24 protein-coding genes and 5 tRNA genes are annotated in these 24,952 nt (G+C 63.7%); 14 read left to right on the top strand and 15 right to left on the bottom strand.

Annotated elements, in window-relative coordinates; genetic code table 11:
- Nucleotides 1-199: 199 nt before the first annotated feature.
- From F8S13_01085 to F8S13_01100, 4 genes are all read left to right on the top strand, one after another.
- Entirely contained in the window at nucleotides 200-883 is a 684-nt protein-coding gene (locus F8S13_01085) for a helix-turn-helix transcriptional regulator (protein ID KAB8146074.1), read from the top strand.
- Nucleotides 884-1,061: 178 nt separating this feature from the next.
- Nucleotides 1,062-1,658, top strand: coding sequence for a hypothetical protein (locus F8S13_01090; protein ID KAB8145711.1), 597 nt, complete (start codon nucleotides 1,062-1,064; stop codon nucleotides 1,656-1,658).
- A gap of 68 nt (nucleotides 1,659-1,726) precedes the next feature.
- Complete coding sequence (locus F8S13_01095) at nucleotides 1,727-2,257, top strand: cysteine hydrolase (protein ID KAB8145712.1); 531 nt, start codon at nucleotides 1,727-1,729, stop codon at nucleotides 2,255-2,257.
- A 264-nt stretch (nucleotides 2,258-2,521) separates the two neighbouring features.
- A complete protein-coding gene (locus tag F8S13_01100) occupies nucleotides 2,522-3,985 on the top strand; it encodes a PP2C family protein-serine/threonine phosphatase (GenBank protein ID KAB8145713.1) in 1,464 nt (487 codons plus the stop codon).
- Here F8S13_01100 and F8S13_01105 read toward each other — a convergent pair.
- Complete coding sequence (locus F8S13_01105) at nucleotides 3,978-5,048, bottom strand: LysR family transcriptional regulator (GenBank protein ID KAB8145714.1); 1,071 nt, start codon at nucleotides 5,046-5,048, stop codon at nucleotides 3,978-3,980. The two genes, F8S13_01100 and F8S13_01105, sit on opposite strands and share 8 nt — an antisense overlap.
- A gap of 50 nt (nucleotides 5,049-5,098) precedes the next feature.
- Here F8S13_01105 and F8S13_01110 point away from each other — a divergent pair, with 50 nt between their 5' ends.
- Nucleotides 5,099-6,715, top strand: coding sequence for a catalase (locus tag F8S13_01110; GenBank protein ID KAB8145715.1), 1,617 nt, complete (start codon nucleotides 5,099-5,101; stop codon nucleotides 6,713-6,715).
- Nucleotides 6,716-6,775: 60 nt separating this feature from the next.
- Here the strand turns inward: F8S13_01110 and F8S13_01115 are convergent, their stop codons facing one another.
- Together F8S13_01115 and F8S13_01120 are read right to left on the bottom strand one after the other, a co-directional pair.
- Complete coding sequence (locus F8S13_01115; protein ID KAB8145716.1) at nucleotides 6,776-7,996, bottom strand: serine hydrolase; 1,221 nt, start codon at nucleotides 7,994-7,996, stop codon at nucleotides 6,776-6,778.
- An 11-nt stretch (nucleotides 7,997-8,007) separates the two neighbouring features.
- Entirely contained in the window at nucleotides 8,008-8,544 is a 537-nt protein-coding gene (locus F8S13_01120) for a hypothetical protein (GenBank protein ID KAB8145717.1), read from the bottom strand.
- Between the two features lie 202 nt (nucleotides 8,545-8,746).
- Between F8S13_01120 and F8S13_01125 the strand changes: the two genes are divergently transcribed.
- On the top strand, nucleotides 8,747-9,310 hold the full coding sequence (locus tag F8S13_01125; protein ID KAB8145718.1) for an NAD(P)H-dependent oxidoreductase: 564 nt from the start codon (nucleotides 8,747-8,749) through the stop codon (nucleotides 9,308-9,310).
- Between the two features lie 49 nt (nucleotides 9,311-9,359).
- Here the strand turns inward: F8S13_01125 and F8S13_01130 are convergent, their stop codons facing one another.
- Entirely contained in the window at nucleotides 9,360-10,109 is a 750-nt protein-coding gene (locus F8S13_01130) for a superoxide dismutase (GenBank protein ID KAB8145719.1), read from the bottom strand.
- Nucleotides 10,110-10,234: 125 nt separating this feature from the next.
- On the opposite strand from F8S13_01130, the gene F8S13_01135 reads away from it, so the two are divergent.
- The 3 genes from F8S13_01135 to F8S13_01145 all read left to right on the top strand — a co-directional run bounded on the left by F8S13_01135 (nucleotide 10,235) and on the right by F8S13_01145 (nucleotide 14,589).
- Nucleotides 10,235-10,915: an HAD hydrolase-like protein gene (locus tag F8S13_01135; protein KAB8146075.1), complete on the top strand. Its 681-nt coding sequence runs from the start codon at nucleotides 10,235-10,237 to the stop codon at nucleotides 10,913-10,915.
- A gap of 365 nt (nucleotides 10,916-11,280) precedes the next feature.
- The gene (ilvD, locus tag F8S13_01140) at nucleotides 11,281-12,966 is read left to right on the top strand and encodes a dihydroxy-acid dehydratase (GenBank protein KAB8145720.1); all 1,686 of its coding nucleotides are present in this window, start codon (nucleotides 11,281-11,283) and stop codon (nucleotides 12,964-12,966) included.
- Nucleotides 12,967-13,173: 207 nt separating this feature from the next.
- Nucleotides 13,174-14,589 (top strand): hypothetical protein, encoded by a 1,416-nt coding sequence (locus tag F8S13_01145; protein ID KAB8145721.1) that lies wholly within the window; start codon nucleotides 13,174-13,176, stop codon nucleotides 14,587-14,589.
- Between the two features lie 177 nt (nucleotides 14,590-14,766).
- Here F8S13_01145 and F8S13_01150 read toward each other — a convergent pair whose 3' ends face one another.
- From F8S13_01150 to F8S13_01165, 4 genes are all read right to left on the bottom strand, one after another.
- A complete protein-coding gene (locus tag F8S13_01150) occupies nucleotides 14,767-15,534 on the bottom strand; it encodes a hypothetical protein (GenBank protein KAB8145722.1) in 768 nt (255 codons plus the stop codon).
- Nucleotides 15,535-15,723: 189 nt separating this feature from the next.
- Nucleotides 15,724-16,512, bottom strand: coding sequence for a molybdate ABC transporter permease subunit (modB, locus tag F8S13_01155; protein ID KAB8146076.1), 789 nt, complete (start codon nucleotides 16,510-16,512; stop codon nucleotides 15,724-15,726).
- A gap of 52 nt (nucleotides 16,513-16,564) precedes the next feature.
- The gene (gene modA / locus F8S13_01160) at nucleotides 16,565-17,479 is read right to left on the bottom strand and encodes a molybdate ABC transporter substrate-binding protein (GenBank protein KAB8145723.1); all 915 of its coding nucleotides are present in this window, start codon (nucleotides 17,477-17,479) and stop codon (nucleotides 16,565-16,567) included.
- A 47-nt stretch (nucleotides 17,480-17,526) separates the two neighbouring features.
- On the bottom strand, nucleotides 17,527-18,072 hold the full coding sequence (locus F8S13_01165) for a PadR family transcriptional regulator (GenBank protein KAB8145724.1): 546 nt from the start codon (nucleotides 18,070-18,072) through the stop codon (nucleotides 17,527-17,529).
- 388 nt (nucleotides 18,073-18,460) lie between these two features.
- Here F8S13_01165 and F8S13_01170 point away from each other — a divergent pair, with 388 nt between their 5' ends.
- Both F8S13_01170 and F8S13_01175 read left to right on the top strand, forming a co-directional pair.
- A complete protein-coding gene (locus F8S13_01170) occupies nucleotides 18,461-18,949 on the top strand; it encodes a hypothetical protein (protein KAB8145725.1) in 489 nt (162 codons plus the stop codon).
- Nucleotides 18,950-18,952: 3 nt separating this feature from the next.
- A complete protein-coding gene (locus F8S13_01175; protein ID KAB8145726.1) occupies nucleotides 18,953-19,636 on the top strand; it encodes a zinc ribbon domain-containing protein in 684 nt (227 codons plus the stop codon).
- Nucleotides 19,637-19,698: 62 nt separating this feature from the next.
- On the opposite strand, the gene F8S13_01180 is transcribed toward F8S13_01175, so the two are convergent.
- The 5 genes from F8S13_01180 to F8S13_01200 all read right to left on the bottom strand — a co-directional run bounded on the left by F8S13_01180 (nucleotide 19,699) and on the right by F8S13_01200 (nucleotide 20,471).
- Nucleotides 19,699-19,959, bottom strand: coding sequence for a hypothetical protein (locus F8S13_01180; GenBank protein ID KAB8145727.1), 261 nt, complete (start codon nucleotides 19,957-19,959; stop codon nucleotides 19,699-19,701).
- A gap of 137 nt (nucleotides 19,960-20,096) precedes the next feature.
- Nucleotides 20,097-20,172: transfer RNA gene (locus tag F8S13_01185), tRNA-Lys, on the bottom strand.
- A gap of 22 nt (nucleotides 20,173-20,194) precedes the next feature.
- Nucleotides 20,195-20,270, bottom strand: a tRNA-Lys gene (locus F8S13_01190).
- Between the two features lie 24 nt (nucleotides 20,271-20,294).
- Nucleotides 20,295-20,370: transfer RNA gene (locus F8S13_01195), tRNA-Lys, on the bottom strand.
- Nucleotides 20,371-20,395: 25 nt separating this feature from the next.
- Nucleotides 20,396-20,471 (bottom strand) — tRNA-Lys (locus F8S13_01200).
- A gap of 129 nt (nucleotides 20,472-20,600) precedes the next feature.
- Here F8S13_01200 and F8S13_01205 point away from each other — a divergent pair.
- From F8S13_01205 to F8S13_01215, 3 genes are all read left to right on the top strand, one after another.
- Nucleotides 20,601-20,677 (top strand) — tRNA-Arg (locus tag F8S13_01205).
- Between the two features lie 227 nt (nucleotides 20,678-20,904).
- Nucleotides 20,905-21,606 carry a hypothetical protein gene (locus F8S13_01210; protein KAB8145728.1) on the top strand — a complete coding sequence of 234 codons (702 nt, stop codon included), beginning with the start codon at nucleotides 20,905-20,907 and terminating at the stop codon, nucleotides 21,604-21,606.
- A gap of 189 nt (nucleotides 21,607-21,795) precedes the next feature.
- Nucleotides 21,796-22,881 (top strand): IS200/IS605 family element transposase accessory protein TnpB, encoded by a 1,086-nt coding sequence (locus F8S13_01215; protein ID KAB8145729.1) that lies wholly within the window; start codon nucleotides 21,796-21,798, stop codon nucleotides 22,879-22,881.
- A gap of 287 nt (nucleotides 22,882-23,168) precedes the next feature.
- Here F8S13_01215 and F8S13_01220 read toward each other — a convergent pair whose 3' ends face one another.
- Together F8S13_01220 and tnpA are read right to left on the bottom strand one after the other, a co-directional pair.
- Nucleotides 23,169-24,278: an IS200/IS605 family element transposase accessory protein TnpB gene (locus tag F8S13_01220; GenBank protein KAB8145730.1), complete on the bottom strand. Its 1,110-nt coding sequence runs from the start codon at nucleotides 24,276-24,278 to the stop codon at nucleotides 23,169-23,171.
- On the bottom strand, nucleotides 24,278-24,691 hold the full coding sequence (gene tnpA, locus F8S13_01225; protein KAB8145731.1) for an IS200/IS605 family transposase: 414 nt from the start codon (nucleotides 24,689-24,691) through the stop codon (nucleotides 24,278-24,280). The genes F8S13_01220 and tnpA overlap by 1 nt, the downstream gene beginning before the upstream one ends.
- Nucleotides 24,692-24,952 lie beyond the last annotated feature (261 nt).

A 24,952-nucleotide genomic window follows, 5' to 3' on the forward strand; every position in this document is an offset into this window, starting at 1 on the left:
ACTATCAAGCACCATGGCAGATGTCTTACAGAAATCCGCAGAGCTGTACGAGCCACGGGGGCGCTTGGACCCCGGTGGCTTTGCGCACCACATCCAGTTCTGCACCTACGCGCCCCCCGCCGACCTTGCGCCATTTATCGAGCATGGCTGGACCGTTCGTTGGGATAAGGAGAACGACACCTACGAATCCCAAGAGGTTATGCATCGGCCATACGTTGATATCTTTGTATCAGACCAGCAGTCTGGTATCCAGGGAACCTTTTGTGGGCGACGCACCTATCGTGCGGCGGGCAGCGGACGAATCGTGGGCATCCGGCTTCGCCCTGCGGCGTTCCACGCGTTCTGGGATGGTGCCATCGCCACAGTTCAAGAGAAGATCATCGATATCCAGCAGGTCTTCCCCCAGACAGACAGCGGGGTGATTGCGCGCCTGCTGACGCTGGATGACCTAGCCACAGTTGACGCCCTCTTCCAGCTGCTTCGCACCAGGCACCCACAGCGCGACGCCAATATTGAGCTTGTCAACGAGATCATTCGCGCGATCGAAGCAGACCACGACCTTCAGACCGTGCGTGAGGTGGCGAGAGCATTTGCCCGAAGCGAGCGCTGGCTCCAGCAGCTATTTCGCAGCTACATCGGCGTAGGGCTCAAGTGGCTGCTGCAGCGCCACCGGCTGCTGGCTGCGCTCCAGCAGATCCGTGAGACCGACCAGCCCGACTGGGCGGCCATTGCCTACGACCTTGGCTACAGCAGCCAGCAGCATTTCATTACTGCGGTTAAGCAGGTGGTGGGCAAGACGCCAGTGCAGTATAAGCAAGAGCTCGCCGAGGCATCACAAGGCCGTAAGATCCTCCCACCCACCTGCCCGCATCCGCACCCCTAGCGGATCCGCTAATACCCCGTGGGGCAATGAGCAGCAACCAGATGGCCTGCTGAATATCAGCGCCATCAAATGGTGAGTATTGCTGCTGTGCCCAAGCATAGCTGAAACCCACCTCGCCCCTAGTCGTAGATCATCTCAAGGCGTACAGATCGTACGCTGCATTTCGTGCGACATTCCGATGAACACAACTCCTTCTCCACTGCCGCTCTCCGCTCGGGCCCAATCGTGGGAAAACAGGTTTGCGATCACGACCGTGGCGGGCGGGCTGCTCCTGCTGGTCTCAGGGGCGCTCGCCGTGCTGGCCGAGTGGCTCACTGGCTGGCCGATCATACGGCCATGGCTCCAGATAAGCGCCGCCTGCGCAGGGGTGGTAGCCCTGCTGAGCGCGGTCTACCGCCCGCAGCTTGGGATGGTGCGCAGGTGCTTGCGGGTATTTGGCGGGCTGATGCTGCTTGGCTGGGTGCTCGATTCGCTCGATGGCAGGCTCGATCTTCTACCGATCGTGCTGATCTTCCTGCTGATCTGGGCAATCGACTATGCCGATAAGCTCCCCCAGCTGCTGCAAGATCAGCAGCTCGACTCACTCCGGCGATGGGCCGCCATAGGGCTGGCGGCTGGGGCCTTGCTCGTCTATCTTGGGGCGGCGGCGCAGTATTTTGTCAGCTACCTTGGTGAACGTTCTACCGATATTTGGCAGCACCCGCTCTTCCCGATCGCCCCGCTTATCTCGATAGCGATTTCATGGCTGGGCAAGCGCCCCCCGTACAACAAGTGATGTCCGACCGCCAGCAGCTGCGTTCATCTGTTCTATAATAGTGCGGGTACTGGGCAATAAGGAGCACTATGTCAACCGCACTTCTGATCATCGATGTGCAGCGCGGGCTGTTTGACGACGAACCACGGCCCTTCGAGGCCGATCTGGTGGTGGAGCGGATCAATGGGCTGGCCGAGCTAGCCCGCGCCGCTGGTGCGCCAGTGGCCTTCATCCAGCACGAGGATGCGGGCAAGCTGGCCTACCAGAGCCAGGGCTGGCAGCTTGAGCGCCAGCTGCAGGTGGACAAGGCCGACCTGCGCGTGCGCAAGACCACGCCCGACTCGTTCCTGCGCACCGAGCTTGCGGCGCTGCTGGCCGAGCGCGGCGTGCGCCACGTGGTGATCTGCGGCTACGCCAGCGAGTTCTGCGTGGACACCACCGCCCGCCGCGCGGCGGCGCTGGGCTACGCCGTGACCCTGGCCGCCGACGCCCACACCACCCGCGACCGGCCCCACGCTAGCGCCGCCGACATCCGGCAGCACCATAACGCCACCCTGCCCGAGATCACCAGCTTTGGCGTAGAGATTCAGGCACTGCCAGCGGGCGCGATTACGTTCTAGCACGGCGAGAAACAGACCTAACAGGGAATATGCAGCAAAAACCCCCTATCGTGAAGAACGTCACGATAGGGGTTCGCATATTCAGCGTCGCAAAACTTCTGCGAGCAAATCGCACAGCACGTGGCGAACACAGAGTATAATCCTGTGGTGGCAGTGGATCCTATAGTACTGCGAGCGGATGGAGCTATCCCCGCGAGACCTATCGCTGATATCGCCACCTAACGAACAAGCCAGCGCCGACGTGCGCACTAAGCATAGGCGACCATGCCATTATTCTTCTGGATAGCCCAAGCCGCCAATGCGATCACCGCCAGTGTCGCGCTGGCCGCCATGCTAGTGGTGCTGTGGCTGGGGCCTCGGCGGTGGACAAATATTAGCTTCGCGTGCTTTCTGAGCGCTATCATCATCTGGATGGCCCCCAGCTTCATCGCTCGCATCCAGGTCAACCTGCCCGAGCTGGGCGGCAACCCCACCGCGCTGATCAACTGGGCCGCCCTGGGCTTCTCGCTGCTGGGCATCACGCTATTCTGGTTCATCACCAGCTTCTACCCCATTGGGCGGCGCTGGACGCTGGTGGCAAATATCAGCGGCGCGCTGATCCATACCTTCTTCATGATCTTGCTGCTGCAGGATGCTATTTTGACCGATGTGCGGCGCGATCTGGATGGCGGCATCGCCTTCGGACTTCAGCCGATCGCCACCGGGCTAGCCGCATTCCACTATATCTATGAGGGCGTAGCAATCTTCCTATTGCTGCGCAACCGCGCGTGGAAAGACCACCTGCCGCTGCTGCTGGGCGCGGTGGTGGTGGTGCTCACATCCGTGCTGGCGATCGCGCTGCCGGGCGTGCCACTGCAGACCTACACCATCACCCTGGGCACGCTGCTGATGACCTATGAGCTGATGCAGCAGCAGCTGTTCAACCCGCTGCTGCAGATGAACCAGCGGCTGGAGAGCGAGGTGCAGCGACGCACTGCCGAGCTGGCCCAGTCGCTCAAGGCCCAGGAGCGCGTGCGCAGCGAGCTGGCAGCGGCGCGCACCATCCAGCTGAGCCTCTTGCCCAGCAGCACCCCGCAGCACCCCCACGTGCAGGTGGCGGGCTGCTCCATCCCCGCGAAAGAGGTTGGCGGCGACTTCTTCGCCTACCACATGTTCGCCGACGGGCGGCTGGGCGTAGCCGTGGGCGATGTGAGCGGCAAGGGCATCCCCGCCGCGCTGCTGATGGCGCTGGTGCTCAACACCTTCGAGACCCTGGTCGAGTCGTACCAGGATCTCGGCTCGCTGCTGACCGCGTGCAACAGCTCGCTGGCACCGCGCCTGGTGCAGAGCCGCCAGAACAGCGCTTTCCTCAGCCTGGTGATCGGGCGCGACGAGGTGCAGGTGGCCAACGCCGGGCTGATCGCGCCGCTGCTGTGGCGCGCTGGCGAGGTGCGCTACGTCGAGAGCTACGGGCTGCCGCTCGGGGCCTTCCCGGGCGCGCACTACCGCCAGCAGCGCGTGCAGCTGCAGCCGGGCGATGCGCTGCTGCTGGTGAGCGACGGCATCGTCGAGGCCATGAGCGAGGGCAAGCAGCTGTGGGGCTTCCCACAGCTGGAGGAGGCCTTCGGCAGCGTGGGTGGGGCCGAGCCACATGTGGTGGTGGAGACCATCGTCGCCAAGGTCCACGAGCATATGGGCAATGCGCCGCAGAACGACGACATGACCGTGGTGGCGCTGCGGGTCATCTAGCTGCGCGCCACGCGGCGGGCGCATCCGGGGCCAGCGCCACCGCGCCGGGCAGGGTGGCCAGCAGCAGCTGCGCGAAGGCCGCCACCGCGTGCTGCTTCACATAGGCGCGGCGGCAGGCCAGGCTCACGTGGCGCGCGGGCGCGGGCGCGGCGAAGGGGATGAGCCGCACCATGTCGGGCAGCGCGGCGCGCGGCTCCACGCTGAGCGCGGGCAGCAGCGTCAGCCCGCCGTTGTGGGCCACCAGCTGCTTGAGCATCTCGATGCTGCCGCTCTCGAACTGGAAGGTGCGCCCGAAGGCCAGGCACTGCTCGCCCCGCCCGCCCGAGAGGTGGCAGAGATCGCGGGTCAGCTGGCCCAGGCAGTGCGCCTCGGAGAGCAGCCAGACATCCTCGGGCGGCAGCTCGGCCAGGCGCAGGCTGCTGTGCCCGGCCAGGGCGTGCTGGGCGTGCACATAGCCCAGCAGCGGCTCGCTGAACAGCGGCCACTGCAGCAGGTCGGCAGCCACATGCGGCGTGGCCACCAGCCCGATGTCTAGGCTCTCCTCGCGCAGCCGCTCCACGATCACCTCGGTCTGCAGCTCCTCCAGCACCAGCTGCAGCTGCGGGTAGCGCTCGGCCAGCGCCGATACCAGCTGGGGCATCAGGTATGGCCCCAGGGTGGGCAGCACGCCCACGCGCAGCACGCCCGCCACCAGGCCCTCGGCGGCGCTACACAGCTCGGCCAGCCGCGCGGCCTCGCGCAGCACCACACGGGCTTGCGCCACTACCTTACGGCCCACATCGGTGGGCACCACCGGCGTGCGGCTGCGGTCGAACAGCACCGCGCCCAGCTGCTGCTCGGCCTTCTGGATCTGCATCGAGAGCGTGGGCTGGGTGACGCAGCAGGCCGCCGCCGCGCGGCCAAAATGGCCATACTCCGCAACAGAAACCAGATACTCTAGCTGTACCAGTGTGATTGAATTCATGGGGTAATGATAGATAAAATTGATCGCTCTGTCAATTTTATCAATTTCACTTATGGCATATCGCGTGGTAGTGTTATTCCGACCGAAGGAAGCAGGCATATTTCTTGCCACGCCTTACGGCTTCTGCCGAAGAGAGGGATTGAACCACCATGAGCGATGACACCAAGAATGGCACGCCCAACGGCTCGCCGGACTCTGCCGATAGCAACCTGACCACCCGCCAGGGCCACCCGGTCTACGACAACCAGAACCTGCGCACCGTAGGCAGCCGTGGCCCGGCCACGCTGGAAAACTACCACTTCATCGAGAAGATCACCCACTTCGACCGCGAGCGCATCCCCGAGCGGGTGGTGCACGCGCGCGGCGCTGGCGCGCACGGCTTCTTCGAGGCCTACGGCAGCGTGGGCGGCGAGCCGGTGGCCAAGTACACCCGCGCCAAGCTGTTCCAGGAGAAGGGCAAGCGCACGCCGGTGTTCGTGCGCTTCTCCACGGTGATCCACGGCGGACACTCGCCCGAGACGCTGCGCGACCCGCGCGGCTTCGCCACCAAGTTCTACACCGAGGATGGCAACTGGGATCTGGTGGGCAACAACCTGAAGGTGTTCTTCATCCGCGACGCTATGAAGTTCCCCGACCTGGTGCACGCCTTCAAGCCCGACCCGGTGACCAACCGCCAGGACGGCCAGCGCATCTTCGACTTCATCAGCCACACGCCCGAGGCGATGCACATGATCACCTTCCTGTTCTCGCCGTGGGGCATCCCCGCCAACTATCGCCAGATGCAGGGCTCGGGCGTAAACACCTATAAGTGGGTGAACGCCCAGGGCCAGGGCGTGCTGGTCAAGTACCACTGGGAGCCGAAGCAGGGCATCAAAAACCTGACCCAGGCCCAGGCCCAGGAGCTGCAGGGCCAGAACTTCAACCACGCCACCCAGGATCTGTACGACGCGATCGAGCGCGGCGACTTCCCCGAGTGGGAGCTTTCGGTGCAGATCATGAGCGACGACGAGCACCCCGAGCTGGACTTCGACCCGCTGGATGATACCAAGATCTGGCCCAAGGACCAGTTCCCCTGGCTGCCGGTGGGCCGCATGGTGCTGGACCGCAACCCGGTCAACTACTTCGCCGAGGTCGAGCAGGCCGCGTTTGGCACCGGCGTGCTGGTGGACGGCATGGACTTCTCGGAGGACAAGATGCTGCTGGGCCGCACGCTCTCGTATTCCGACACCCAGCGCTACCGGGTGGGGCCGAACTACCTGCAGCTGCCGATCAACGCGCCGCAAAAGCCGGTGGCCACCAACCAGCGCGACGGCCAGATGGCCTACCGCGTGGACCTGGCGCCAGGGCAGAACCCCCATGTCAACTACGAGCCATCCTCGCTGGGAGGCCTGCACGAGTCGCCGCGCAGCGGGGCCGAGTACACGCCCGAGTTTCACGGCCAGCTGGTGCGCCAGAAGATCGAGCGCACCAACGACTTTGCCCAGGCGGGCGCGCAGTACCGCGCCTTCGAGGACTGGGAGCGCGATGACCTGATCACCAACCTGGTCAGCACCCTCAAACCAGCCACCAGCCAGATCCAGGAAAAGATGGTCTGGCTGTTCACCCAGTGCGACGCCGACTACGGGCGGCGCGTGGCCGAGGGCCTGGGCCTCGCCCAGGGCGGCGCGCAGAACGGCCACGGCGCACCCTTGGGCGTGAACCCGCAGCAGGCCGACGAGGCCGTGCGCAAGGCCGAGGACGAAGGCCACCCGGCCAAGGCGTACTAGCACAGCGCATAGCTACTAGGCAGCACGGCCACGGGCGAGATTTGCCCGTGGCCGTATGCGCTACTCAGCGGCGAGCACCTGCCCAAGCACAGGCAGCGCGGCGAACGCGCTGTAGAACTCGTTGCCAGCCGGGGTGGGCGTGGGGAACGAGCTCATCTTGGCCACCACCATCTGGGCCACAGGGTCGATGTAGAGCATCTGGCCGCCGTAGCCCAGCGCGTAGTAGGCGCGGTGATCATTGCCCAAGAACCACCACTGGTTGTGGTAGGAAGCCTGGGGGAACATGGGGTTGGCGGCTGAACCATTCGCATATGCTACTGGCTCGCCGCCGCGCTCGATCTCGCCCACCACAGCCGCCGGGATGATCTGCTGGCCGCCGAACGCGCCGCGCTGCAGCAGCATCTGGCCAAACCGCGCCATGTCGGGCAGCGTGGTCAGCAGGCCCGACCCGGCAGTCTCGAAGGCCGCCGGACCCACCACCCAGTGTGCATCGAGATCGGCCCGCAGCGGCTGCCAGATGCGCTCGGACATCAGCCCGGCCAGGGTACGCCCGCTGCGCCGCATGAGCAGCCAGGCCAGCACATCGGTGTTGGGGGTGAGGTAGGTGAAGCGCTGGCCGTGCGGGCCAGACTGGCGCATGGTGGGCAGGAACTCGTAGATCGTCTCGGCCCCGGCGTAGCCCTCGGGGCGGGCGCGCCAGCCCATCACCACGCTGTACTGCCAGTTCTCCGAGATCGGGTCGACCTCATCCTCGCGAAACTGCACCGCCGTGGTCATGTCCATGATCTGCTGCACGCTCGCGCCAGCCCAGCCGCTGCCCGCCAGCTCGGGCAGGTAGTCGGTGATCGGCGCGGCAGGGTCGAACAGGCCCTCGTGGGCCAGCAGGCTAGCCAGCACACCCGTCATCGACTTGCTGCCCGAGGCCCAGGCGTGCAGGGTGTGCGGCTGCATGCCGTTCAGGTAGCACTGGTAGATCACGTGGCCGTGGTGCAGCACCATGATGCCGTCGGTGTAGCTCATCTCCACCATGTCGTCGAAGCTAAATGCCTGCCCGGCGCGGTTGTGATAGCGCACCTGCGAGAGATCGCGCGGTGCCAGGGGCAGAGCGGTGGCCACGCCCTGGCCGCGCCACACATCGGCGGTGGGGTTGAGCCGCTGGATGTTCTGGAAGCTCCAGCGGTTGTAGGGGCCGAGCAGCTGCTGGGCGTGGCTCACGCGCACCTGCGGCGGGAAGCCGCACATCAGGCCCAGGGTCTCGGCGGTGTCCGCAGGGGGGGTCATAGGGTTGCTCCTCACTCGGGTAGGGCGCGCAGATCGCGGAGTCGCTCGACCTGGGGGCGCAGCACGCGCCGGTTCTGCTGGGGGTTAGCCACCGAGGGGTCGGGCACCCACTCTAGCAGGCCGCTCTCGATCGCGCGGGCGATGCGCATGCGGTTGGCCTGGGTGTTGGCTCCAAAGGCCAGCGCCGCCGCGTTGCTGATGGTGATCAGGTCTTCGCCCGAGACCCACCAGCGCACCCGCGAGGCCACAATACCCAGGTCGCTGCGCCAAAAGTCGTCGGGCAGGGTGGTGGGCGCGCCCAACGCGTTGCTGCGCAGCAGCGCCATCAGGCCCGCCAGCGCCCGCTCGGCCTCGGCCACCAGCGCGGCGCTGCGCATGTGCTCGCCGTTGGCCACCGCGATCAGCAGGGCGAGGTCGCGGCGGATAGGGGCCTCGGCAAAATCTGTTACGTCAACTTCGGCGGCGCCGAGCGGCAGGGACAGGCTGCGGTGGTGCGCCGCCAGTAGCGCGATGATCTGATCGATAAGCTGGCTGCCAAAGAGTGCCATGTGTGCTCCTGTTCTCCATAGGTTGATTATAACGCAACTCACGTTAGTTTCAAAATTAAGCATCCGGCGTCTGAACCATATCAATATTACTCTGTATCAACGCTACCCTACCAGATCCGCCAAACGTCGCAGATGCTGCCTCTCGCCGGTGGGATACAATACAGCCATATCATATCGCTCAGGAAGGATTGACACCAAACCCATGACCCAACCGAATGCCCGCTACCTCTTCCTGCTCGCCAGCGCCCGCCCCGGCGGCAACAGCGAAGCCCTGGCCCGCCACGCCGCCGCCGCGCTCCCGCCCGAGGCCGAGCAGCGCTGGCTGCACCTGCGCGATCTGCCACTGCCGTCCTTCGAGGACATCCGCCACAGCAGCGATGGCACCTACCCCGAGCCACAGGGCCACGAGCGCACGCTGCTCGACGCCACGCTCTGGGCCAGCGAGATCGTGATTGTCACGCCACTCTACTGGTATAGCATGTCGGCCAGCGCCAAGCTCTACTTCGACTACTGGAGCAGCTGGCTGCGCGTGCCATCGGCCAGCTTCAAGCAGCAGATGGCCGCCAAACGGCTGTGGGGCATCTCGGTGGACAGCAGCGGCGAAGAACGGTTCATACAGCCGCTGCTGGGGGCGCTGGTGCTAAGCGCCGAGTATATGGGCATGCGCTGGGGCGGCCTGCTGTGCGGCTACGGCAACCGCCCCGGCGAAGTGCTGGCCGACGCGGCCTCACTGTCGCGGGCGGGTGCGTTCTTCGCCGAGGCGTAGCGCAAAAAAAGGCGGCGGGCACTACCCGCCGCCTTCGCATCGAAAAAGGTTAGGCCAGCACCGCCCGGGCCTGGGCATAGCGCAGCCCGACCGACTCCCAGTTGACCACATTCCACCAAGCCTTGAGGTAGTCGGCGCGGCGGTTCTGGTACTTCAGGTAGTAGGCGTGCTCCCACACATCCACGCCCACCAGGGCGGCGTAGCCCTCCATCACCGGCGCATCCTGGTTGGATCGCCCGATCACCTGCAGCGCGCCATCGCCATCCAGCACCAGCCAGGCCCAACCGCTGCCAAAGCGCTTGCTCGCGGCATCGTTCATGTGGGCCTGCAGCGTAGCAAAATCGCCAAACGTGGCGCGGATCGCATCGGCCAGCGGCCCGACCGGCTGCCCGCCACCGCCCGGCCCCATGGTGGCCCAGAAGATCGCGTGGTTCAGAAAACCGCCGCCGTTGTTCTTCACAGTGGTGCGGACAGCCTCGGGCACATCCTCGATATGGTAGAGCAGATCGACGATATCGCGGCCCTGCCACGCGGGGTAGCTGGCCAGCGCGCCATTGAGCGCCGCCACATAGGCCGCGTGGTGCTTGGTATGGTGCAGGATCATGGTCTGCTCGTCGATATATGGCTCAAGGGCGCTGTAGGCGTAGGGCAGGGGCGGCAGCGTGTAGGCCGGGGCCGAGGCCTGCGCCCCCGGCGCGGCCAGCGCCAGCCCCGGCGCGGCGGGCGCAAGCAGCGCAGCCACCCCGCCCGCGCCAACGGCGCGCAGGAAACGTCGTCGATCCGATCGCGGATGTGCCATAGCGGTCTCCTCCTCTTGCAGAAATACGCACACCGATCACAGCACGCGCCGTGCCAGCGCATCTGGTACAATCCCTTTCGCTCGCCCCGAGATCGCTGGAGAAAATAACTGTGCCACACTTTGACATGATCGCGTTCGACGCCGACGACACGCTCTGGCATAACGAGCGGCTCTACACCGCCGCCCAGTCTACGCTGAAGCAGCTGCTAGCCCACTACCACCCGCCCGAGTGGGTCGAGCAGCGGCTCTACGCCACCGAGATGCGCAACCTGGCCCACTTCGGCTACGGCATCAAGAGCTTCGCGCTCTCCATGATCGAGACGGCGGTGGAGCTGACCGAGGGCCGGATCAGCGGCGGCGACATCCAGCAGATCATCGACACCGCCAAGGGCATGCTGGCCGCCGAGGTGGTGCTGCTAGACCACGTGCAGGATGCGCTGGAGGCCATCGCGCCGCAGCACACGCTTATGGTGATCACCAAGGGCGATCTCTACGACCAGGAGCAGAAGATCGCGCGCTCGGGCCTGGGCCGATTCTTCGCCCACATCGAGATCGTGAGCGAGAAGCGGCCCGAGACCTACGCCGCCATCCTGCGCCGCTACGACATCGCGCCCGAGCGCTTCCTGATGGTGGGGAACGCGCTGCGCTCGGATATCCTGCCCGTGCTGGCGGTAGGCGGGCACGCCGCCTACGTGCCCTACGCGCAGACATGGGCGCACGAGGCGGGCGAGCGGCCCGAGGGCAACCCGAGCTTCCACGAACTGGCCCACATCGGGCTGCTGCCCGCGCTGCTGGCCGCGCTTTAGCGGCGGCAGCGGGGCACCGTTTTACCACCAAGACTCCAAGGCACCAAGAAGAACAACGGTCATAGAGCTTGGATGCGCAACCAAGCGCGCCTCATCCATTCTTTTGTCCGCTTGGAGTCCTCGTGTCTTGGTGGTGAACTGGTCTTCTCCCCTTCGTGTCTTCGCGTCTTCGTGGTCGTCGTTTCTTTTATTCCTTAGTGTCTTGGAGTCTTGGTGGTAGAAATGTTCTGCCGAACGAGGACGTATCGGCCCTGAACATCCGACCAGATCTGGTCGACGAATGAACGCCAGCGTGGTACGATACAGAGTGCGTGTCGTGCCGTTTATCAACATTGCCGCTTTGTGCTGCTGAGGAGACCTGTGTTATGCGTTCTGATATGATTAAACGGGGTATCGAGCGCGCGCCCCACCGGAGCCTGCTGCGGGCGACCGGCCAGATCCGCGATGAGGCCGACTTCGGGAAGCCGTTTATCGCCATCTGCAACTCTTATGTCGACATCATCCCAGGCCATGTGCACCTGCAGGAATTTGGCCGGGTTGTCAAAGAGGCCGTGCGCGCCGCTGGCGGTATCCCGTTTGAGTTCAACACGATCGGCGTGGATGATGGCATCGTGATGGGGCACGAGGGCATGCGCTACTCGCTCCCCTCGCGCGAGCTGATCGCCGACAGCGTTGAGACCATGGCCGCCGCGCACTGCTTCGATGCCATGATCTGCATCCCCAACTGCGACAAAATCACGCCGGGCATGCTGATGGGCGCCGCCCGCGTCAACATCCCCACCATCTTTGTCTCGGGCGGCCCCATGCTGGCTGGCCGCGACGAGGAGGGCAACACCAGCGACCTGATCACCGTCTTCGAGGCGGTGGGCAAGCACGCAGCGGGCCAGATGAGCGACGAGCAGATCTTCAAGCTGGAGCAGATCGCCTGCCCGACCTGCGGCAGCTGCTCGGGCATGTTCACCGCCAACTCGATGAACTGCCTGTGCGAGGCGCTGGGCCTGGCGCTGCCGGGCAACGGCACCATCCCGGCGGTCTCGCCCGAGCGACACGAGCTGGCCCGCCGCGCCGCCGTACAGATCCTCGACCTGCTGGAGCGCGGCATCCGCTTCCGCGACATCGTCACCGCCGAGGCGATCGACAACGCCATGGCGCTAGATGTGGCCATGGGCGGCTCGACCAACACCGTGCTGCACGTGCTGGCGCTCACCCGCGAGGCCGACCTCGACTACCCGATCAGCCGCTTCAACGACGTGTCCGACCGCGTGCCCCACCTGGCCAAGGTCTCGCCCGCGTGGGATGGCACGCGCCAGTGGCACATCCAGGATGTGAACGATGCGGGCGGCGTCTCGGCCATTCTGGCCGAGCTGGCCAAAAAGCCCGACGCGCTGAACCTGGGGGTGCCGACTGTGACCGGCAAGACGCTGGGCGAGAATCTGGTCGACGCCACCAACCGCAACCCCGAGTGCCTGCGCTCGCTCGACAACCCGCACTCGGCGCGTGGCGCGCTCAGCGTGCTGTTTGGCAACCTGGCCCCCGAGGGCGCGGTGATCAAGGTCGGCGCGGTCGACCAGCACGAGATGGCGTTCCGCGGCCCGGCCCGCGTCTTCGAAGGCGAGGATGCCGCCACCAACGCGGTGGTCAACCGCCGGATCAAGCCCGGCGATGTGATCGTGGTGCGCCAAGAGGGGCCACGCGGCGGGCCTGGCATGCGCGAGATGCTGGCGCTCACCAGCATGGTCAAGGGCATCCCCGAGCTCAGCAGCACCACCGCGCTGATCACCGACGGGCGCTTCAGCGGCGGCACGCGCGGCCTGTGCATCGGCCACGTCTCGCCCGAGGCGGCGGAGGGCGGCCCGATCGGCCTCATCCGCGATGGCGACATCATCAACATCGACCTGAGCGCACGGCGGCTGGAGGTCGAGATCTCCGCCGAGGAACTGGAGGCGCGCCGCGCGGACTGGAAGCCGACCACGCCGGCCTACCGGCGCGGCTGGCTGGCCCGCTACACCCGCCTGGTCACCAACGCCAGCAACGGCGCGGTGCTTGAGTAGCACGTAGCCACACCATGATCGGCCAGCGGCACCGCGCGGGATCTTCCTTCGCGGTGCCGCTATGTCGCCCCAGCAACACCTCAGCCACATTCATCAGAGAGCCGCTCTACTGCAGCCTGCTTTATCTCAGCTTGGCATCATTTATGCGTCGTGGGGCGCATGGTATCGTTGGGAAAGCCGAATCTGTGAACGAAGAGGGACACGCTGGTGATCGCACCAAACCAAGCGCACCTTCACCACACCACCACACGCTCACACCTCGCCCAGGCCGCGCTGCTCATCCTGGCGCTCATCCCGCCGCTGTATGTCATCATCCTCATCCTCACGCTCACCGTCGATGTGCCTTTTGCCGACCAGTGGGCGCTGGTGCCGCTGCTGCAGCACGCCTACCAGGGGCGGCTGAACCTAGGCGAGCTGTGGGCACAGCACAACGAGCACCGCCTGCTGTTCCCGCGCCTGCTGATGCTGGGGCTTGCTTGGCTCACCGGCTGGAGCACCCGCGCCGAGATGCTGGCCAACGTGGCGCTGGCCAGCGCCACATGCGGCCTGCTGCTGTGGCAGGTGCGCGCCAGCGCACGGCGGGCGGGCGGCGCAGCCCCGGCGCTGGCCCCTATCCTCTCGCTCATGATCTTCTCGCTCGGGCAGTCGGAGAACTGGTGGGGCGGCTGGAACATCCAGATCTTCCTAAACGTGCTGGGGGCGTGCGCCGCCATCCTGCTGCTGGGCGCAGGCGAGCAGCGCTGGGGCAGGCTGCTCCTCGCGGCAGGCTGCAGCGTGGTGGCTAGCTTCTCCTACAGCAACGGGCTGCTGCTGTGGCCGCTGGGCGCGGCGCTGCTGGCGGCGGGCGGAGGCTGGCGCAGGGGGCAGCGCCGCTATCTGGCGGCGTGGCTGGCATGTGGCGCGGCCACGGTCGGCGCGTTCTTCCACGGCTACAGCTGGACCTCGCAGACACCCAGCGCGGACGCGGTGCTCGGCCAGATCGGCAGCTACGCGGGCTATGCGCTCACCTACTTGGGCGCGCCGCCCGTGCGCGGCGCGGTGGAGCTGGTGTTCAGCCTGGCCACCGGCGACCACCGCGCGATCTGCAACCTGGGCGACAGCGACCTGTGCAGCTATGTCAACACCGCCGCGATCGGCGCGGGACTCGCCGGGCTGGCGCTGCTGCCGCTGGCCGCGTGGCTGGCGGCGCGGGCCATAGGCTGGCGCGGGCTGCTGCCCTACCTGGGGCTGGCGCTCTACGCGCTGGGCACGGGCGCATCCACCAGCCTTGGCCGCGCCAGCTACGGTATGCACCAGGCCATGGCCCAGCGCTACGCCACCACGGCCACGCTGTTCTGGGTGGCGCTGGTGGCGCTGCTGGCCCTGGGCGGGCGGCATGCGGGCCGCGCGTGGGCGCGCACGGCCTGCTATAGCATCGTTGGGGTCATAGCCGCAGCCACGCTGCTCTGCACCATCAAGGGCATCGATCACTTCCGCTGGCAGTACGAGTTCCTCGCCCCAGCCCGCCAGGCCCTGGCCACACTCGACGATGAGGCCATGCTGCAGCGGCTGTTCTTCGACACCGGCGTTGTGCGCCAGGGCGCGGCGGTGCTGCGCGAGTATCACCTGTCGATCTTCCGCTAGGGAGTGGCGGGAGCGCTGCAGACTCCAGCTCGTTGGGCAAGTGTAATCTGGCCACATTCACCAACCTTCTATCATATATTCCAATGAAATGTATATATATCAATCGAATTGAACCCAACAGAGTGCGCCAATATGGCGCACCCTGTATATAACGCTAGGCCGGTTGGCGCGGCGCTGCTACTTCGCCGCAGGCAGGATGGCGATGTGCTGGGCCGCTACACTGGTACCGCTGCGCTGGCCCGCGGCCCGGATCGTGGTGCCCACGGTCACATCGGCCAGGCTGGCGCTCACCTGCTGGTGCACGCTGCCGCCGCTGGCCAGCTTCACCGTGACGGTGCTGCCGTCGGCCTTGGTGACGGTCAGGCTGTCGGCGGATGCGGCGGTGACGGTGCCCATGAGGTGTCCAGCATCCTTGGCCTTGGGCGTGGCGGTGGCCGTGGTGGTGGGCTTGGCCGCGCCGCCTCGCTGGCCCTGGCCCGCGCCGCGCTTGGGCTGACCCTGGCGCGGCGTGTCCTGCGCGGCCTTATCCATCACGTGGATCCTGGTAGCGGTGAAGGTGCTGCCATCTAGCGTGCCGACGGCCTGGATCTGCTTGCCCACGGGCACATCGGCCAGCGCCACCGTGGCCTGCTTGCTAAACGTGGTGGTGCTGCTCACCGTCACGGTCACGCTCACGCTGTTCTTCCCGGCCAGCGTGATGGTGTTGCCGCTGATGGCCGTCACCGAGCCCACAGCGCCATGCATCGCGCCGCCGCGCTGCCCGCCGCCCTGCGGGCCGCCGCCCTTGCCGTGCTTGCCCTGCCCGGCAGCGGGCGTGGCCTGCGCCGCCACCACGCGGCCCGCACCATGCGCCACGCCGAGCGAGGCCAGCGACGCCACCGCGCCAACACCGAGGGCGAGAGCGACGCCGCCGATCAGGATGCGCTTGGAGAAAGAAGGCTTCATCTTTTCCCTCCCATATGCTTACGGTTCGCATGGGAAAGCCATGCGAGCTATGCGGCAGCCAGACAGCCGCCAGCATAGAGCAGCATACAAATGGCATATTTAGAAAATATGAAAAAGTCTGGGAGATCTTGCGCACATGTGCAGAAAAGCGGGGGCGCAGCGGCCCCGCCTGCTACCCGAGTGAGCAGGCTAGACCGAGCGGTGGAAGATGCCCTTGACCACAAACAGCACCCCGAACGAGATCACCAGCAGGATGGCCGAGAGCGTGAGCGCCACGCTCAGATCCAGCTCGAAGCCGATGTAGATAGCCAGCGGCATCGTCTGCGTGCGTCCGGGGAAATTGCCCGCGAAGATAATCGTCGCGCCGAACTCGCCCAGCGCGCGTGCCCACATCAGCACCGCGCCCGTAATCAGGGCCGTGCGCGAGAGCGGCAGGGTGATCAGCCAGAACACGTGGCCAGGGCCTGCTCCATCCACCGCCGCGGCCTGCTCCAGGTCGCGGTCGATCTCCACAAAGCCCGCCGAGGCCGTCTTGATGTAGAGCGGCAGCGCGACAAACAGCTGGGCCATCACCACGGCCACCTGGGTGAAGGCGATATGCAGCCCCAGCGCCTCCAGCGGCGGCCCGAACAGGCCGCGCCGCCCGAAGGCCAGCAGCAGGGCGATGCCAGCCACCGAGGGCGGCAGCACCATGGGCAGGTCCATCAGCGTGTCGAGCGTGCGCCGCCCTGGGAAGCGCCGCCGCGCCAGCAGGTAGGCCAGCGGGGTGCCGATCGCCACGCCGATCAGCACGGTGATGCCGCTGGTGGTCAGGCTGAGCGTCACCGCCTGCATCACCGACGGCTCGCGCAGGTGCGAGACGATCTGCAGCATATCCAGCCGCAGGATAAGCGCCACCAGCGGCACACACAGCACCAGCAGCGCCGGGATGCACAGCAGCAGCAGCCCCGCCGCCCTGCGCCGCCGCACCTTCACCATGGCCACCTGCGGGCGGGCCAGGCTGCGTTCTGCCACATTGGTCCTCTTTCCCCTAGGGCTTGGCGGCCGGGATGAAGCCGTAGCCAGCCAGGATGCCCTGGCCCTCCTGCGAGAGCACATACGCCACAAACTGCTGCGCCAGATCGGCGTTTGCCGCATCCTTCACGGTGGCGATCGGGTAGGTGGCGATCGTATTCAGGTCGTCGGGGATCTCGATCCGCGCCACCTTATCTGCCGCGTCGCCGACGATATCGGTGGTGTAGACGATGCCCGCATCGCCCTCGCCCAGCGCGATCTTGCTGAGCACCGCGCGCACGTTCTCCTCGTAGGATACCACGTTCGCCAGCACCGTCGGGCTGAAGGCCTCGGTGTACTCGGGCAGCTTGGAGGCCTTGGCAAACACATCCAGCGCATACTGGCCCACCGGCACCGACCTATCGGCCAGGATGAGCTTGAGGCCAGGCCTGGCCAGATCGGCCAGCGCTGCGACACCCGCCGACGACTCTTTGGGCGTGATCAGCACCAACCGGTTGCGCACGAAGGTCTGCTGGGTGCCGCTGATCACCTGGCCCGCCGTGATCACGTTCTTCATCTGCGCGGTGTTGGCCGAAGCGAACACATCCACCGGCGCGCCCTGGGCGATCTGCTGCGCCAGCTGCTGCGAGCCAGCGAAGTTGAACACCACCGTCACGCCTGGGTGGGCCTGCTCGAACTTCTTACCGATATCGCCAAACGACTCGGTGAGCGAGGCAGCGGCAAACACATTCAGCGTCACATGGTCGCCTGGGGCGCTGGCGGCAGCCTCGGCGGTCGCGGCCTCGGCGGTGGGCAGCGCGAAGGTGGGGATGGGCGCGGCGGTGGGCTTGGCGGTGGCCTCAACGACGGGCGCGGTGGCGCTGGGCTGCGCGGCACACGCGCACAGCACCATCAGCAGCGCCAAGGTGGAACATCTGCGAACCCAGCTCATACCGACAGTTCCTTTCAGGACAAAGCGGGCTTCTCCACGTGGCCTATCTAGCAGAGCGCCGCAGGGGCGAGCGCCGAGCTACATGTGTCGAGCCAGACCAGCGTCGCCTCGATCTGACCGATGCGAAAGCGCACCACCAGCCACTCGAACGAGCCTTCATCGAGCGCGGCGGACTGATCGCGCAGCGCGCCCAGCCAGCCCAGGCAGGCCTCGCGCTGGGTCGCCAGCAGCTGCGCGACCGCCCCGCTGCCAGCCTGGCGGGCAAAGTACAGCTTGGCCAAGAACTCAATGCGGAAATCGCGCCCGTGTTCGACCGGCGTGCTACGCCACTGGTCGAAGAACACCTGGCCTTGCTCGGTGAGGCTTAGCATCTTGCGCGGCGGGCGGTTGGCCTGCGGCTCCAGATCTGCCGCGATATAGCCCGCGTCCTCCAGCTTGGTGAGCAGGGCGTAGAGCTGGCTCTGCTTGAGATGCCACACCAGGCCAAGCGCCTCGGCCTGCTGCATCTGCTGGTGCATCTCGTAGGCGTGCACCGGGCGCTCGCGCAGAAACCCGAGCAGCGCGCACTCGACCGTAAGCGGGAGCTTGATCATAGGGCTCATACGAGACCTACCACACTAGGGGAATGTGGGGGAAGACACGCCGCGGCAGAGGGGGCCTCGGAGCACAGAGCGCAACGGCAAGGCCGCTCAGGGGGAGCGCTTCTCCCACATCTCCATCGAAGATTGGCCCGACGCGGCCTGATTGTACGGCTGTTTATTTAATAAGTAGCCCGATACGCTCTATACTAGTGGAACTATTGCATTTCGTCAACCTGGGAAAGATTCACGAAACCATAACGAACAGTTAACATCGCACAAGCATGGGAAGCAAGCAGCGGCGGGGCACCAAAAGAAGGCCGTTATGACATAGCACCGCATACCGCAGAGCGCCATGCTATAATATGGCAACGCAAACACGCACTGATATACGGGATGCATCGTGGAGCCATTTATTCCGGAAGAGCCAAGCGACGAACTTGAGCGGCTCGCCGACGAGCAGCTGAGCGACACCGAGAGCGAGAGCGTCGAGCGCATCCAGCGCGGCAAGCAGCGGCGCATGCGCGTGCTCGACCTCTACAACCAGGGCGTCATCCTCTCCGCCGACGACCACTACCACGCCGCGCTGGTAATGCTGTACGGCGAGGAGGTGGCGCACTTCGAGCTGGCGCGCACCTTCGCGCGGCGGGCAGCCACGCTGGGCAGCGCGCGGGCATGGTCGATCATCGCCGCCGCATGGGATCGCTCGCTCATCCAGTGCGGTCGGGCGCAGCGCTTCGGCACGCAGTTTGTGCGCGAGCAGGGCCGCTGGACGCTGGGCCGCGTGGACCCGAGCGTGACCGACGCCGAGCGGGCGATGTATGGCGTGCCGCCGCTATGGGTGCAGCGCCAGGCGGTCGAGCGGCTCCAGCGCCGAGAGGAAGATTCCTAAGCTATGACCGAGATTCTGCACGAGCGCTGCCCGATATGCCACGCCGACGCGCCGCCGGGCGGGCGCTTCTGCATCGAGTGCGGTGCGCTTCTGGCCCGGCCAGCCGCCACCGGCGCGACCGAGCGGCTGCCCGACGCGCCCGAGGGAGCCATCTGCCGCGACTGTGGGGTCATGAACCCAGGGCATGCTACCTACTGCGTCAACTGCGGGCGGGCGCTCGCACCCGAGCGAGCGCCCGCGCCGAGGCCCGCTGTGGCCGCGCCCCAGCCCGCGCCACCTCGGATGAGCTACGCGCCCCGCCCTGCCGCCCGCACCGAGACCCCGCAGCTGACGCTGCCCACGGCCCCGGACCCGCTGGCCATCCCGCCGCAGCGCCGCGGCGCCCGCACTGCCTCGCGCCAGTGGCGCTACGGCAGGGCGCATGGGCACTCCCCGCTCGGGCTGATCATCCCCATCGGCATCGTCTTCCTGATCGCCACCGACCACATGTGGCCGGGCATACTCATCCTGATCGGCATCGCAGTGGCGCTTGAGAGCGCTCGCAAGGGCAGGCCAGCCCAAGGGCTCATCCCGCTGGTCTGGCTGCTGGGGCTGGCCTTCCTCATCCCCTCCGGGCTGATCTGGCCGGGGGTGCTGGTGCTGATCGGCCTGACGATCTTCATCAGCAGCTTCGTGCACCGCCCATAAAAAAGAAAGCGGGCAGGCATGGCACCGCCACACCTGCCCGCCCAGCGCGCCTCAGTCGGCGGCTAGATGCCCGTCTTGCGCGAGATGGCCAGCGCATCGCCGGCAGCGCCCACCGCGCCGCCCGCCACCGCCCCCACCAGCGCCCCCACCAGCGCCCCCGGCACCGCGCCGATGAACAGGCCCGCAGCGCCAATGGCCGACCCCACCGCCGCGCCAAAGCCCATGCCCGTGACCGTGCCGACCTTGCTGCTCAGCTCCCAGTTGTGGCGCATGGGGTTGTCGTGGTAGAGCTGCTCGGGTGCCTCGTGATCTGTGGTGCTCATCGTCTCTTCTCCTCTTCAGGCGGGCGCTGGGGCATCTCCCGACCTCAGCGCGACAGTTCCATAATAGCAGAAAACCGACCAGTATGCGGCAGCCATATGCAGAGCCGCCGCGTAGGTGTGCTACGCGGCGGCTGCGGTGGTGGACCCCCTGGGACTCGAACCCAGAACCAATTGATTAAGAGTCAACTGCTCTGCCAGTTGAGCTAGAGGTCCATCGGGACGATGCGGATGTGATTGGTGGGCCCCCTGGGACTCGAACCCAGAACCAATTGATTAAGAGTCAACTGCTCTGCCAGTTGAGCTAGAGGCCCGAGAAACGCTATACAGTTTAAGAGTGGTGGACCCCCTGGGACTCGAACCCAGAACCGATTGATTAAGAGTCAACTGCTCTGCCAGTTGAGCTAGAGGTCCATCGAGACTGTATGTGATTGTTGGTTGGTGGGCCCCCTGGGACTCGAACCCAGAACCAATTGATTAAGAGTCAACTGCTCTGCCAGTTGAGCTAGAGGCCCGTTTCCAACGCGGCGCAGTATAGCACACTCCCTTAAAACATGCAAATCGCCCCAGATCACCGCCCGCACACCCCCTGGGGAAACACTTGACAACCGCCGCGCGGGGTGGTACAATCGCCAGCGTCTTGAGGCCCCGTAGCTCAATTGGATAGAGCGTCAGCCTCCGGAGCTGAAGGCTACTGGTTCGAACCCAGTCGGGGTCACCAACAACACACAACGCCCCAAGGACGTAATCCTTGGGGCGTTGTTGCATGCACCTCTCGCCCTACAAATTGTACCTGCTCCACCAAAAGCCAGCACCCGGAACATACGCCAAACCTGCAAGCATGTGACACACCCCCCGACCTCTCAGGGCAATCAATCCTTCCTATTGACACAGACTCTGCTAGCCTTTATGCTAGGTTTAAAAGTTATAGCTATTTCGAGAACATTTATGACTAAGATCTTAGACTACTCTCAAAAGCTAAAGTTATGGACAGATTTCTGCGATGATAATGGCGTTTTACAAAAATCTGTACCTTTATTTTCCCAGCAAGATATGCGCGTTGAAACACAGCCATATGGATTAGATCATAGGCTCATTCTAAAGCGCTCCGAGGAAATGGAAGCATTGGTCATAGAACAAGCAGAGGAAGTCATAAACGACTACAAACATGAAATGCAAATTTATGATGGTCTTATTTACATGATGTATTGGTTAGATCAAGGAATTATTCAACCACTCTATATTGGGAAAGCTGAGAAGATTGGTCGAAAAGGCGGACTTTCTATAAACATTGCTAATATCCGTCACAATAAATCTAATTTCTGCCGATGGGGTTCAAACTATCAATATCATATAGGGGATCTCAGCGCAGCAACTATTTTTGGTCATAATCCTAAAAATGTGAATAGGAAATACTTGCAATGGGCCGAAAAACTTTTCTTAGATCATCCAACCTTTGAGCCAGTATTACGTCAACCAACATTTTTTTGGATGAAAGCGTGGCCTCGGCGTAAAATTGGAATCTGGAAAGAATATGGTATTACTTCCCTTACATTTTTAGAATACCTGCTTATTGGTGTTGCCAGTGATATTTTCCCCACCTATTTGCTCAATACCGAAGGCGTTAATCGACGCTCTAGTGAGATCTGAACCTATAAGAGCAGCATCACACACCAAGGCAAACTACTGGCACATCACGGTTGACAATTTGGAGAAGTTCCTCACGGTTGTTTACCCTTTAGGGCGTTCTTCCAGGCGCGAAAACTGCCAGGAGGAACGCCCTCGTTTGAGCTGCTTTCGTTTGACGTTATCGCACACCTGTACTACACTTCATACGATATGAAACTCATTGCACAAATTCGATTGAATCCGTCTCCTGAGCAGCACGCGGCCCTACTCGCAACGCTTACCGAAGCGAACGCTGCGTGTGACGCGATCAGTTCGATTGCATGGCAAGAGCATGAGTTTCGCCGTATCCCCCTTCAAAAACTCGCCTATCACCACGTTAAGGACTCGTTTCAGATCGGTGCACAGGTCCTTATTCGCTGCATTGCAAAAGTGGCAGACGCCTACAAGCTGGATCGGAAGGTACAACGCTCGTTCCGTCCGCACGGCGCTCTCGCATTTGACGACCGAAACCTGTCTTGGTACACCGCCAAGGAGGCCGTGACGATTTGGACGGTTGCAGGGCGACAATATATCCCCTACAGCCTAGGGGATCATCAGCGCGCACTGCTGCCGTACCGCAGGGGCGAGAGTGATCTAGTCTTTCACAACGGTGTGTTCTACCTGCTGGCGGTTTGTGACGTGCCGGAGCCGGACGAGCAGCAGATGAATGGCGTGCTCGGGATTGATCTAGGCATCGTTAATCTGGCAACTGACAGTGACAGCGAGGCGCACTTGGGCGCGCAGGTCGACCGCAAGCAGCAGTGGTACGTACATCGCCGGTCGGCACTGCAAGCGGTCGGCACTAAGTCGGCCAAGCGGCGGCTGCGCCAATTGTCGGGGCAGCAGCGCCGATTTCAGAAGGATACCAACCACCGCATCAGCAAGCAGCTGGTTGCGAAGGCTGAACGCACGAAGCGAGCGATTGCGTTAGAGGAACTGACGCATATTCGCCAGCGGACAAGGGTTAATGGGCCAACGCAACGGTCGCGACACAGCAACTGGGCCTTTGCCCAATTACGACAATTTATCAGCTACAAGGCACAGCGCATCGGGATAGCGGTACTCGCGGTAGACCCGCGAAATACCAGCCGTACCTGTTCGGTCTGTGGCCACTGCGAGAAGGCCAACCGCTGCTCGCAGGCTATATTCTGTTGTGTCGTGTGTAGGCATCAGGCTACTGCCGATGTCAACGCTGCCATCAATATCCGTAATCGGGCCGAAAGTCAGACGGCCTATGGTGTCCAGCCTTCGGGTTGAGATACAAGCCCGGGTGCTTTAGCCCTGAGTTTCTGACAAAGGCGCTCCGAGATGTCGATATCTTGCTCAACCGATCCCTGTACCAACATCAGCCTGAGCTGATAGCCGAAGCAGAGCTATCGCCGCATCTATGGCGACACAACGACCGCGCGCAGCGCGCGACAAAGGCAAACCATCTCAGACAGCATATCTATCGGAGAAGCCAGAGCAATATTTCTCTGGGGATAGTGACGGCTCCCAAGCCCCAGGGCTTGGGCTTCTGCGTGTGCCGCCCCACACTCGTTCGGTTACAACTGGAGGATTTGAAGACCCCGATGCAGAATGTTGAGCGCAGCATTGTGATCACGTCCCATCACCAACCCGCACTGCGGGCAGGTGTGGGTGCGGTCACGCAACGCTTTCTGCACGAGTTCGCCGCAGGACGAGCACCGCTTGGATGTGTTGCGGGGATTCACCAGCACCACGCGCCGTCCAGCTTCTTCCGCTTTGGCGACGGTCATGCTGATAAACTGGCTCCATGCCACGTCCAAAATGCTTTTTCGCATCCCACGGCTTCGCCCCATCTCCATTGGGGCAAGCTGCTCAAAGACGATCACCTGATAGCAATTCACCAGTTCACGGCTGCGCTTATGTGCGAAGTCGGAACGACGATTGGCAATTCGCTCGTGGATGTGTGCCAGAGCCTTCTTGCGGCGACGATGCTCATCCCACCGCTGCGCGTTTTTGGCGGCGTCCTTCAGCTTTTGCACGCGCTTCACGTCAGCCTCATCACGTCGGTAGAAGCGCGGATTGGCAAGCTCTGCACCATCCGAGAGCGTCGCAAACGAGGCCAACCCGACATCCACACCCACAACCTCGTTCGACACCGGAAGGGATTGGGCTTCCACCTCGCACGAGAAGCAGGCGTACCACTTGCCCGTGGGCGAACGGGACACGGTGACGGTTTTGGGCGTTCCTTCCAGCAGGCGATGCACAACAACACGCACCGCACCGACTTTCGAGAGGATGAGCCGGTCTCCATCAAGCCGCACGCCGTTGCCGTACTGCGGGTAGGTGATCGAATCGTAGCGCCCCTTGCCCTTGAAACGGGGATAGCCAACGTCCGCTTCGCCTGCCTTGAGGCGACGAAAGAATGCCTTGAACGCCAACTCGACGCGCTCGGTCACATTCTGCAAGACCTGGCTGTGAACGAGCTTCAACGATGGGCGCACGTCTTTCAGGAATGGCAATGCGCGCTTGGTCTCGTACCAATCAACATTGCGCTGTTCCTGTTCCCAGGCGTTTTTGCGCGTGGCAAGCGTTTCGTTATAGACCCACCGGCATTCTTCAAGCTGGCGCTCAAGCATGCGCCGCTGGCCGTTCGTGAGATAGATGCGATATTTGAAGGCCTTACGCATCACACACCCTTCTGGCTTTCGATGTACTGCTGGACACTATCGAGTGTGACAGCTCCTACGGTTGAGATGAACTTGCTGCGTGTCCAGAGCGTCGGCAGGCGCTTCTTGAGCCAGGGGAACTCATTCCGCAACTCGTGGGACGTGAAGCCTTTGATCTTGCCGACAACCACGTTGATACCCGCTCGTGGGTCAACATCAAGCAGAAGATGGACATGATCAGGCATCACATCCATCTCAATGACGCTGTAGCCATAGTCAGCCTGCTTGGAGAACACGAGTTCTTTCATCCGAGTCGCCACCCCATCAGTCAGCACCTTGCGGCGGTACTTTGGACAAAAGATAACGTGGTACTGGCAACTGTACACGATGCTGTGGTCAGTATGGTAGGGCTTGTTCGACTGGCGCAGTTCCATATATCACCCTTGATAGATAACTGCGCTCAATATATCATAGCACGCCTGTTCTGTCAACGACTAAAGCGGCTAAAGCGAGTGAAGGGCTTCTATCCCAGGGCTAAAGCTCCTGGGGTTTACGCCCTATTTTTCTAAATACGCCATCGTTATACCACCAGAAACTGTAGTAGCGCCCGCTGGCGGGCCACCGCCGCCTGCGCGAACAGCGCGGGCTGCTCCAGAGCAACCCGCCAACAGCCTTTGCCAAACCGACAAATTGAA

The sequence above is a fragment of the Chloroflexia bacterium SDU3-3 genome, assembly GCA_009268125.1.
Lineage (GTDB): Bacteria > Chloroflexota > Chloroflexia > Chloroflexales > Roseiflexaceae > SDU3-3.

Excerpts from the sequence above, each read along its gene's own strand:
- F8S13_01130 (KAB8145719.1), bottom strand. The coding sequence starts at position 10,109 with ATGGCACATCCGCGATCGGATCGACGACGTTTCCTGCGCGCCGTTGGC.
- F8S13_01220 (KAB8145730.1), bottom strand. The coding sequence starts at position 24,278 with ATGCGTAAGGCCTTCAAATATCGCATCTATCTCACGAACGGCCAGCGG.
- modB (KAB8146076.1), bottom strand. The coding sequence starts at position 16,512 with ATGGTGAAGGTGCGGCGGCGCAGGGCGGCGGGGCTGCTGCTGCTGTGC.
- modA (KAB8145723.1), bottom strand. The coding sequence starts at position 17,479 with ATGAGCTGGGTTCGCAGATGTTCCACCTTGGCGCTGCTGATGGTGCTG.
- F8S13_01100 (KAB8145713.1), top strand. The coding sequence starts at position 2,522 with ATGCCATTATTCTTCTGGATAGCCCAAGCCGCCAATGCGATCACCGCC.
- F8S13_01115 (KAB8145716.1), bottom strand. The coding sequence starts at position 7,996 with ATGACCCCCCCTGCGGACACCGCCGAGACCCTGGGCCTGATGTGCGGC.
- F8S13_01085 (KAB8146074.1), top strand. The coding sequence starts at position 200 with ATGCATCGGCCATACGTTGATATCTTTGTATCAGACCAGCAGTCTGGT.
- F8S13_01150 (KAB8145722.1), bottom strand. The coding sequence starts at position 15,534 with ATGAAGCCTTCTTTCTCCAAGCGCATCCTGATCGGCGGCGTCGCTCTC.
- F8S13_01105 (KAB8145714.1), bottom strand. The coding sequence starts at position 5,048 with ATGCCTGCTTCCTTCGGTCGGAATAACACTACCACGCGATATGCCATA.
- F8S13_01175 (KAB8145726.1), top strand. The coding sequence starts at position 18,953 with ATGACCGAGATTCTGCACGAGCGCTGCCCGATATGCCACGCCGACGCG.
- F8S13_01125 (KAB8145718.1), top strand. The coding sequence starts at position 8,747 with ATGACCCAACCGAATGCCCGCTACCTCTTCCTGCTCGCCAGCGCCCGC.
- F8S13_01090 (KAB8145711.1), top strand. The coding sequence starts at position 1,062 with ATGAACACAACTCCTTCTCCACTGCCGCTCTCCGCTCGGGCCCAATCG.
- F8S13_01180 (KAB8145727.1), bottom strand. The coding sequence starts at position 19,959 with ATGAGCACCACAGATCACGAGGCACCCGAGCAGCTCTACCACGACAAC.
- ilvD (KAB8145720.1), top strand. The coding sequence starts at position 11,281 with ATGCGTTCTGATATGATTAAACGGGGTATCGAGCGCGCGCCCCACCGG.
- F8S13_01095 (KAB8145712.1), top strand. The coding sequence starts at position 1,727 with ATGTCAACCGCACTTCTGATCATCGATGTGCAGCGCGGGCTGTTTGAC.
- F8S13_01120 (KAB8145717.1), bottom strand. The coding sequence starts at position 8,544 with ATGGCACTCTTTGGCAGCCAGCTTATCGATCAGATCATCGCGCTACTG.
- F8S13_01135 (KAB8146075.1), top strand. The coding sequence starts at position 10,235 with ATGATCGCGTTCGACGCCGACGACACGCTCTGGCATAACGAGCGGCTC.
- F8S13_01110 (KAB8145715.1), top strand. The coding sequence starts at position 5,099 with ATGAGCGATGACACCAAGAATGGCACGCCCAACGGCTCGCCGGACTCT.
- F8S13_01165 (KAB8145724.1), bottom strand. The coding sequence starts at position 18,072 with ATGATCAAGCTCCCGCTTACGGTCGAGTGCGCGCTGCTCGGGTTTCTG.
- F8S13_01210 (KAB8145728.1), top strand. The coding sequence starts at position 20,905 with ATGACTAAGATCTTAGACTACTCTCAAAAGCTAAAGTTATGGACAGAT.
- F8S13_01215 (KAB8145729.1), top strand. The coding sequence starts at position 21,796 with ATGAAACTCATTGCACAAATTCGATTGAATCCGTCTCCTGAGCAGCAC.
- tnpA (KAB8145731.1), bottom strand. The coding sequence starts at position 24,691 with ATGGAACTGCGCCAGTCGAACAAGCCCTACCATACTGACCACAGCATC.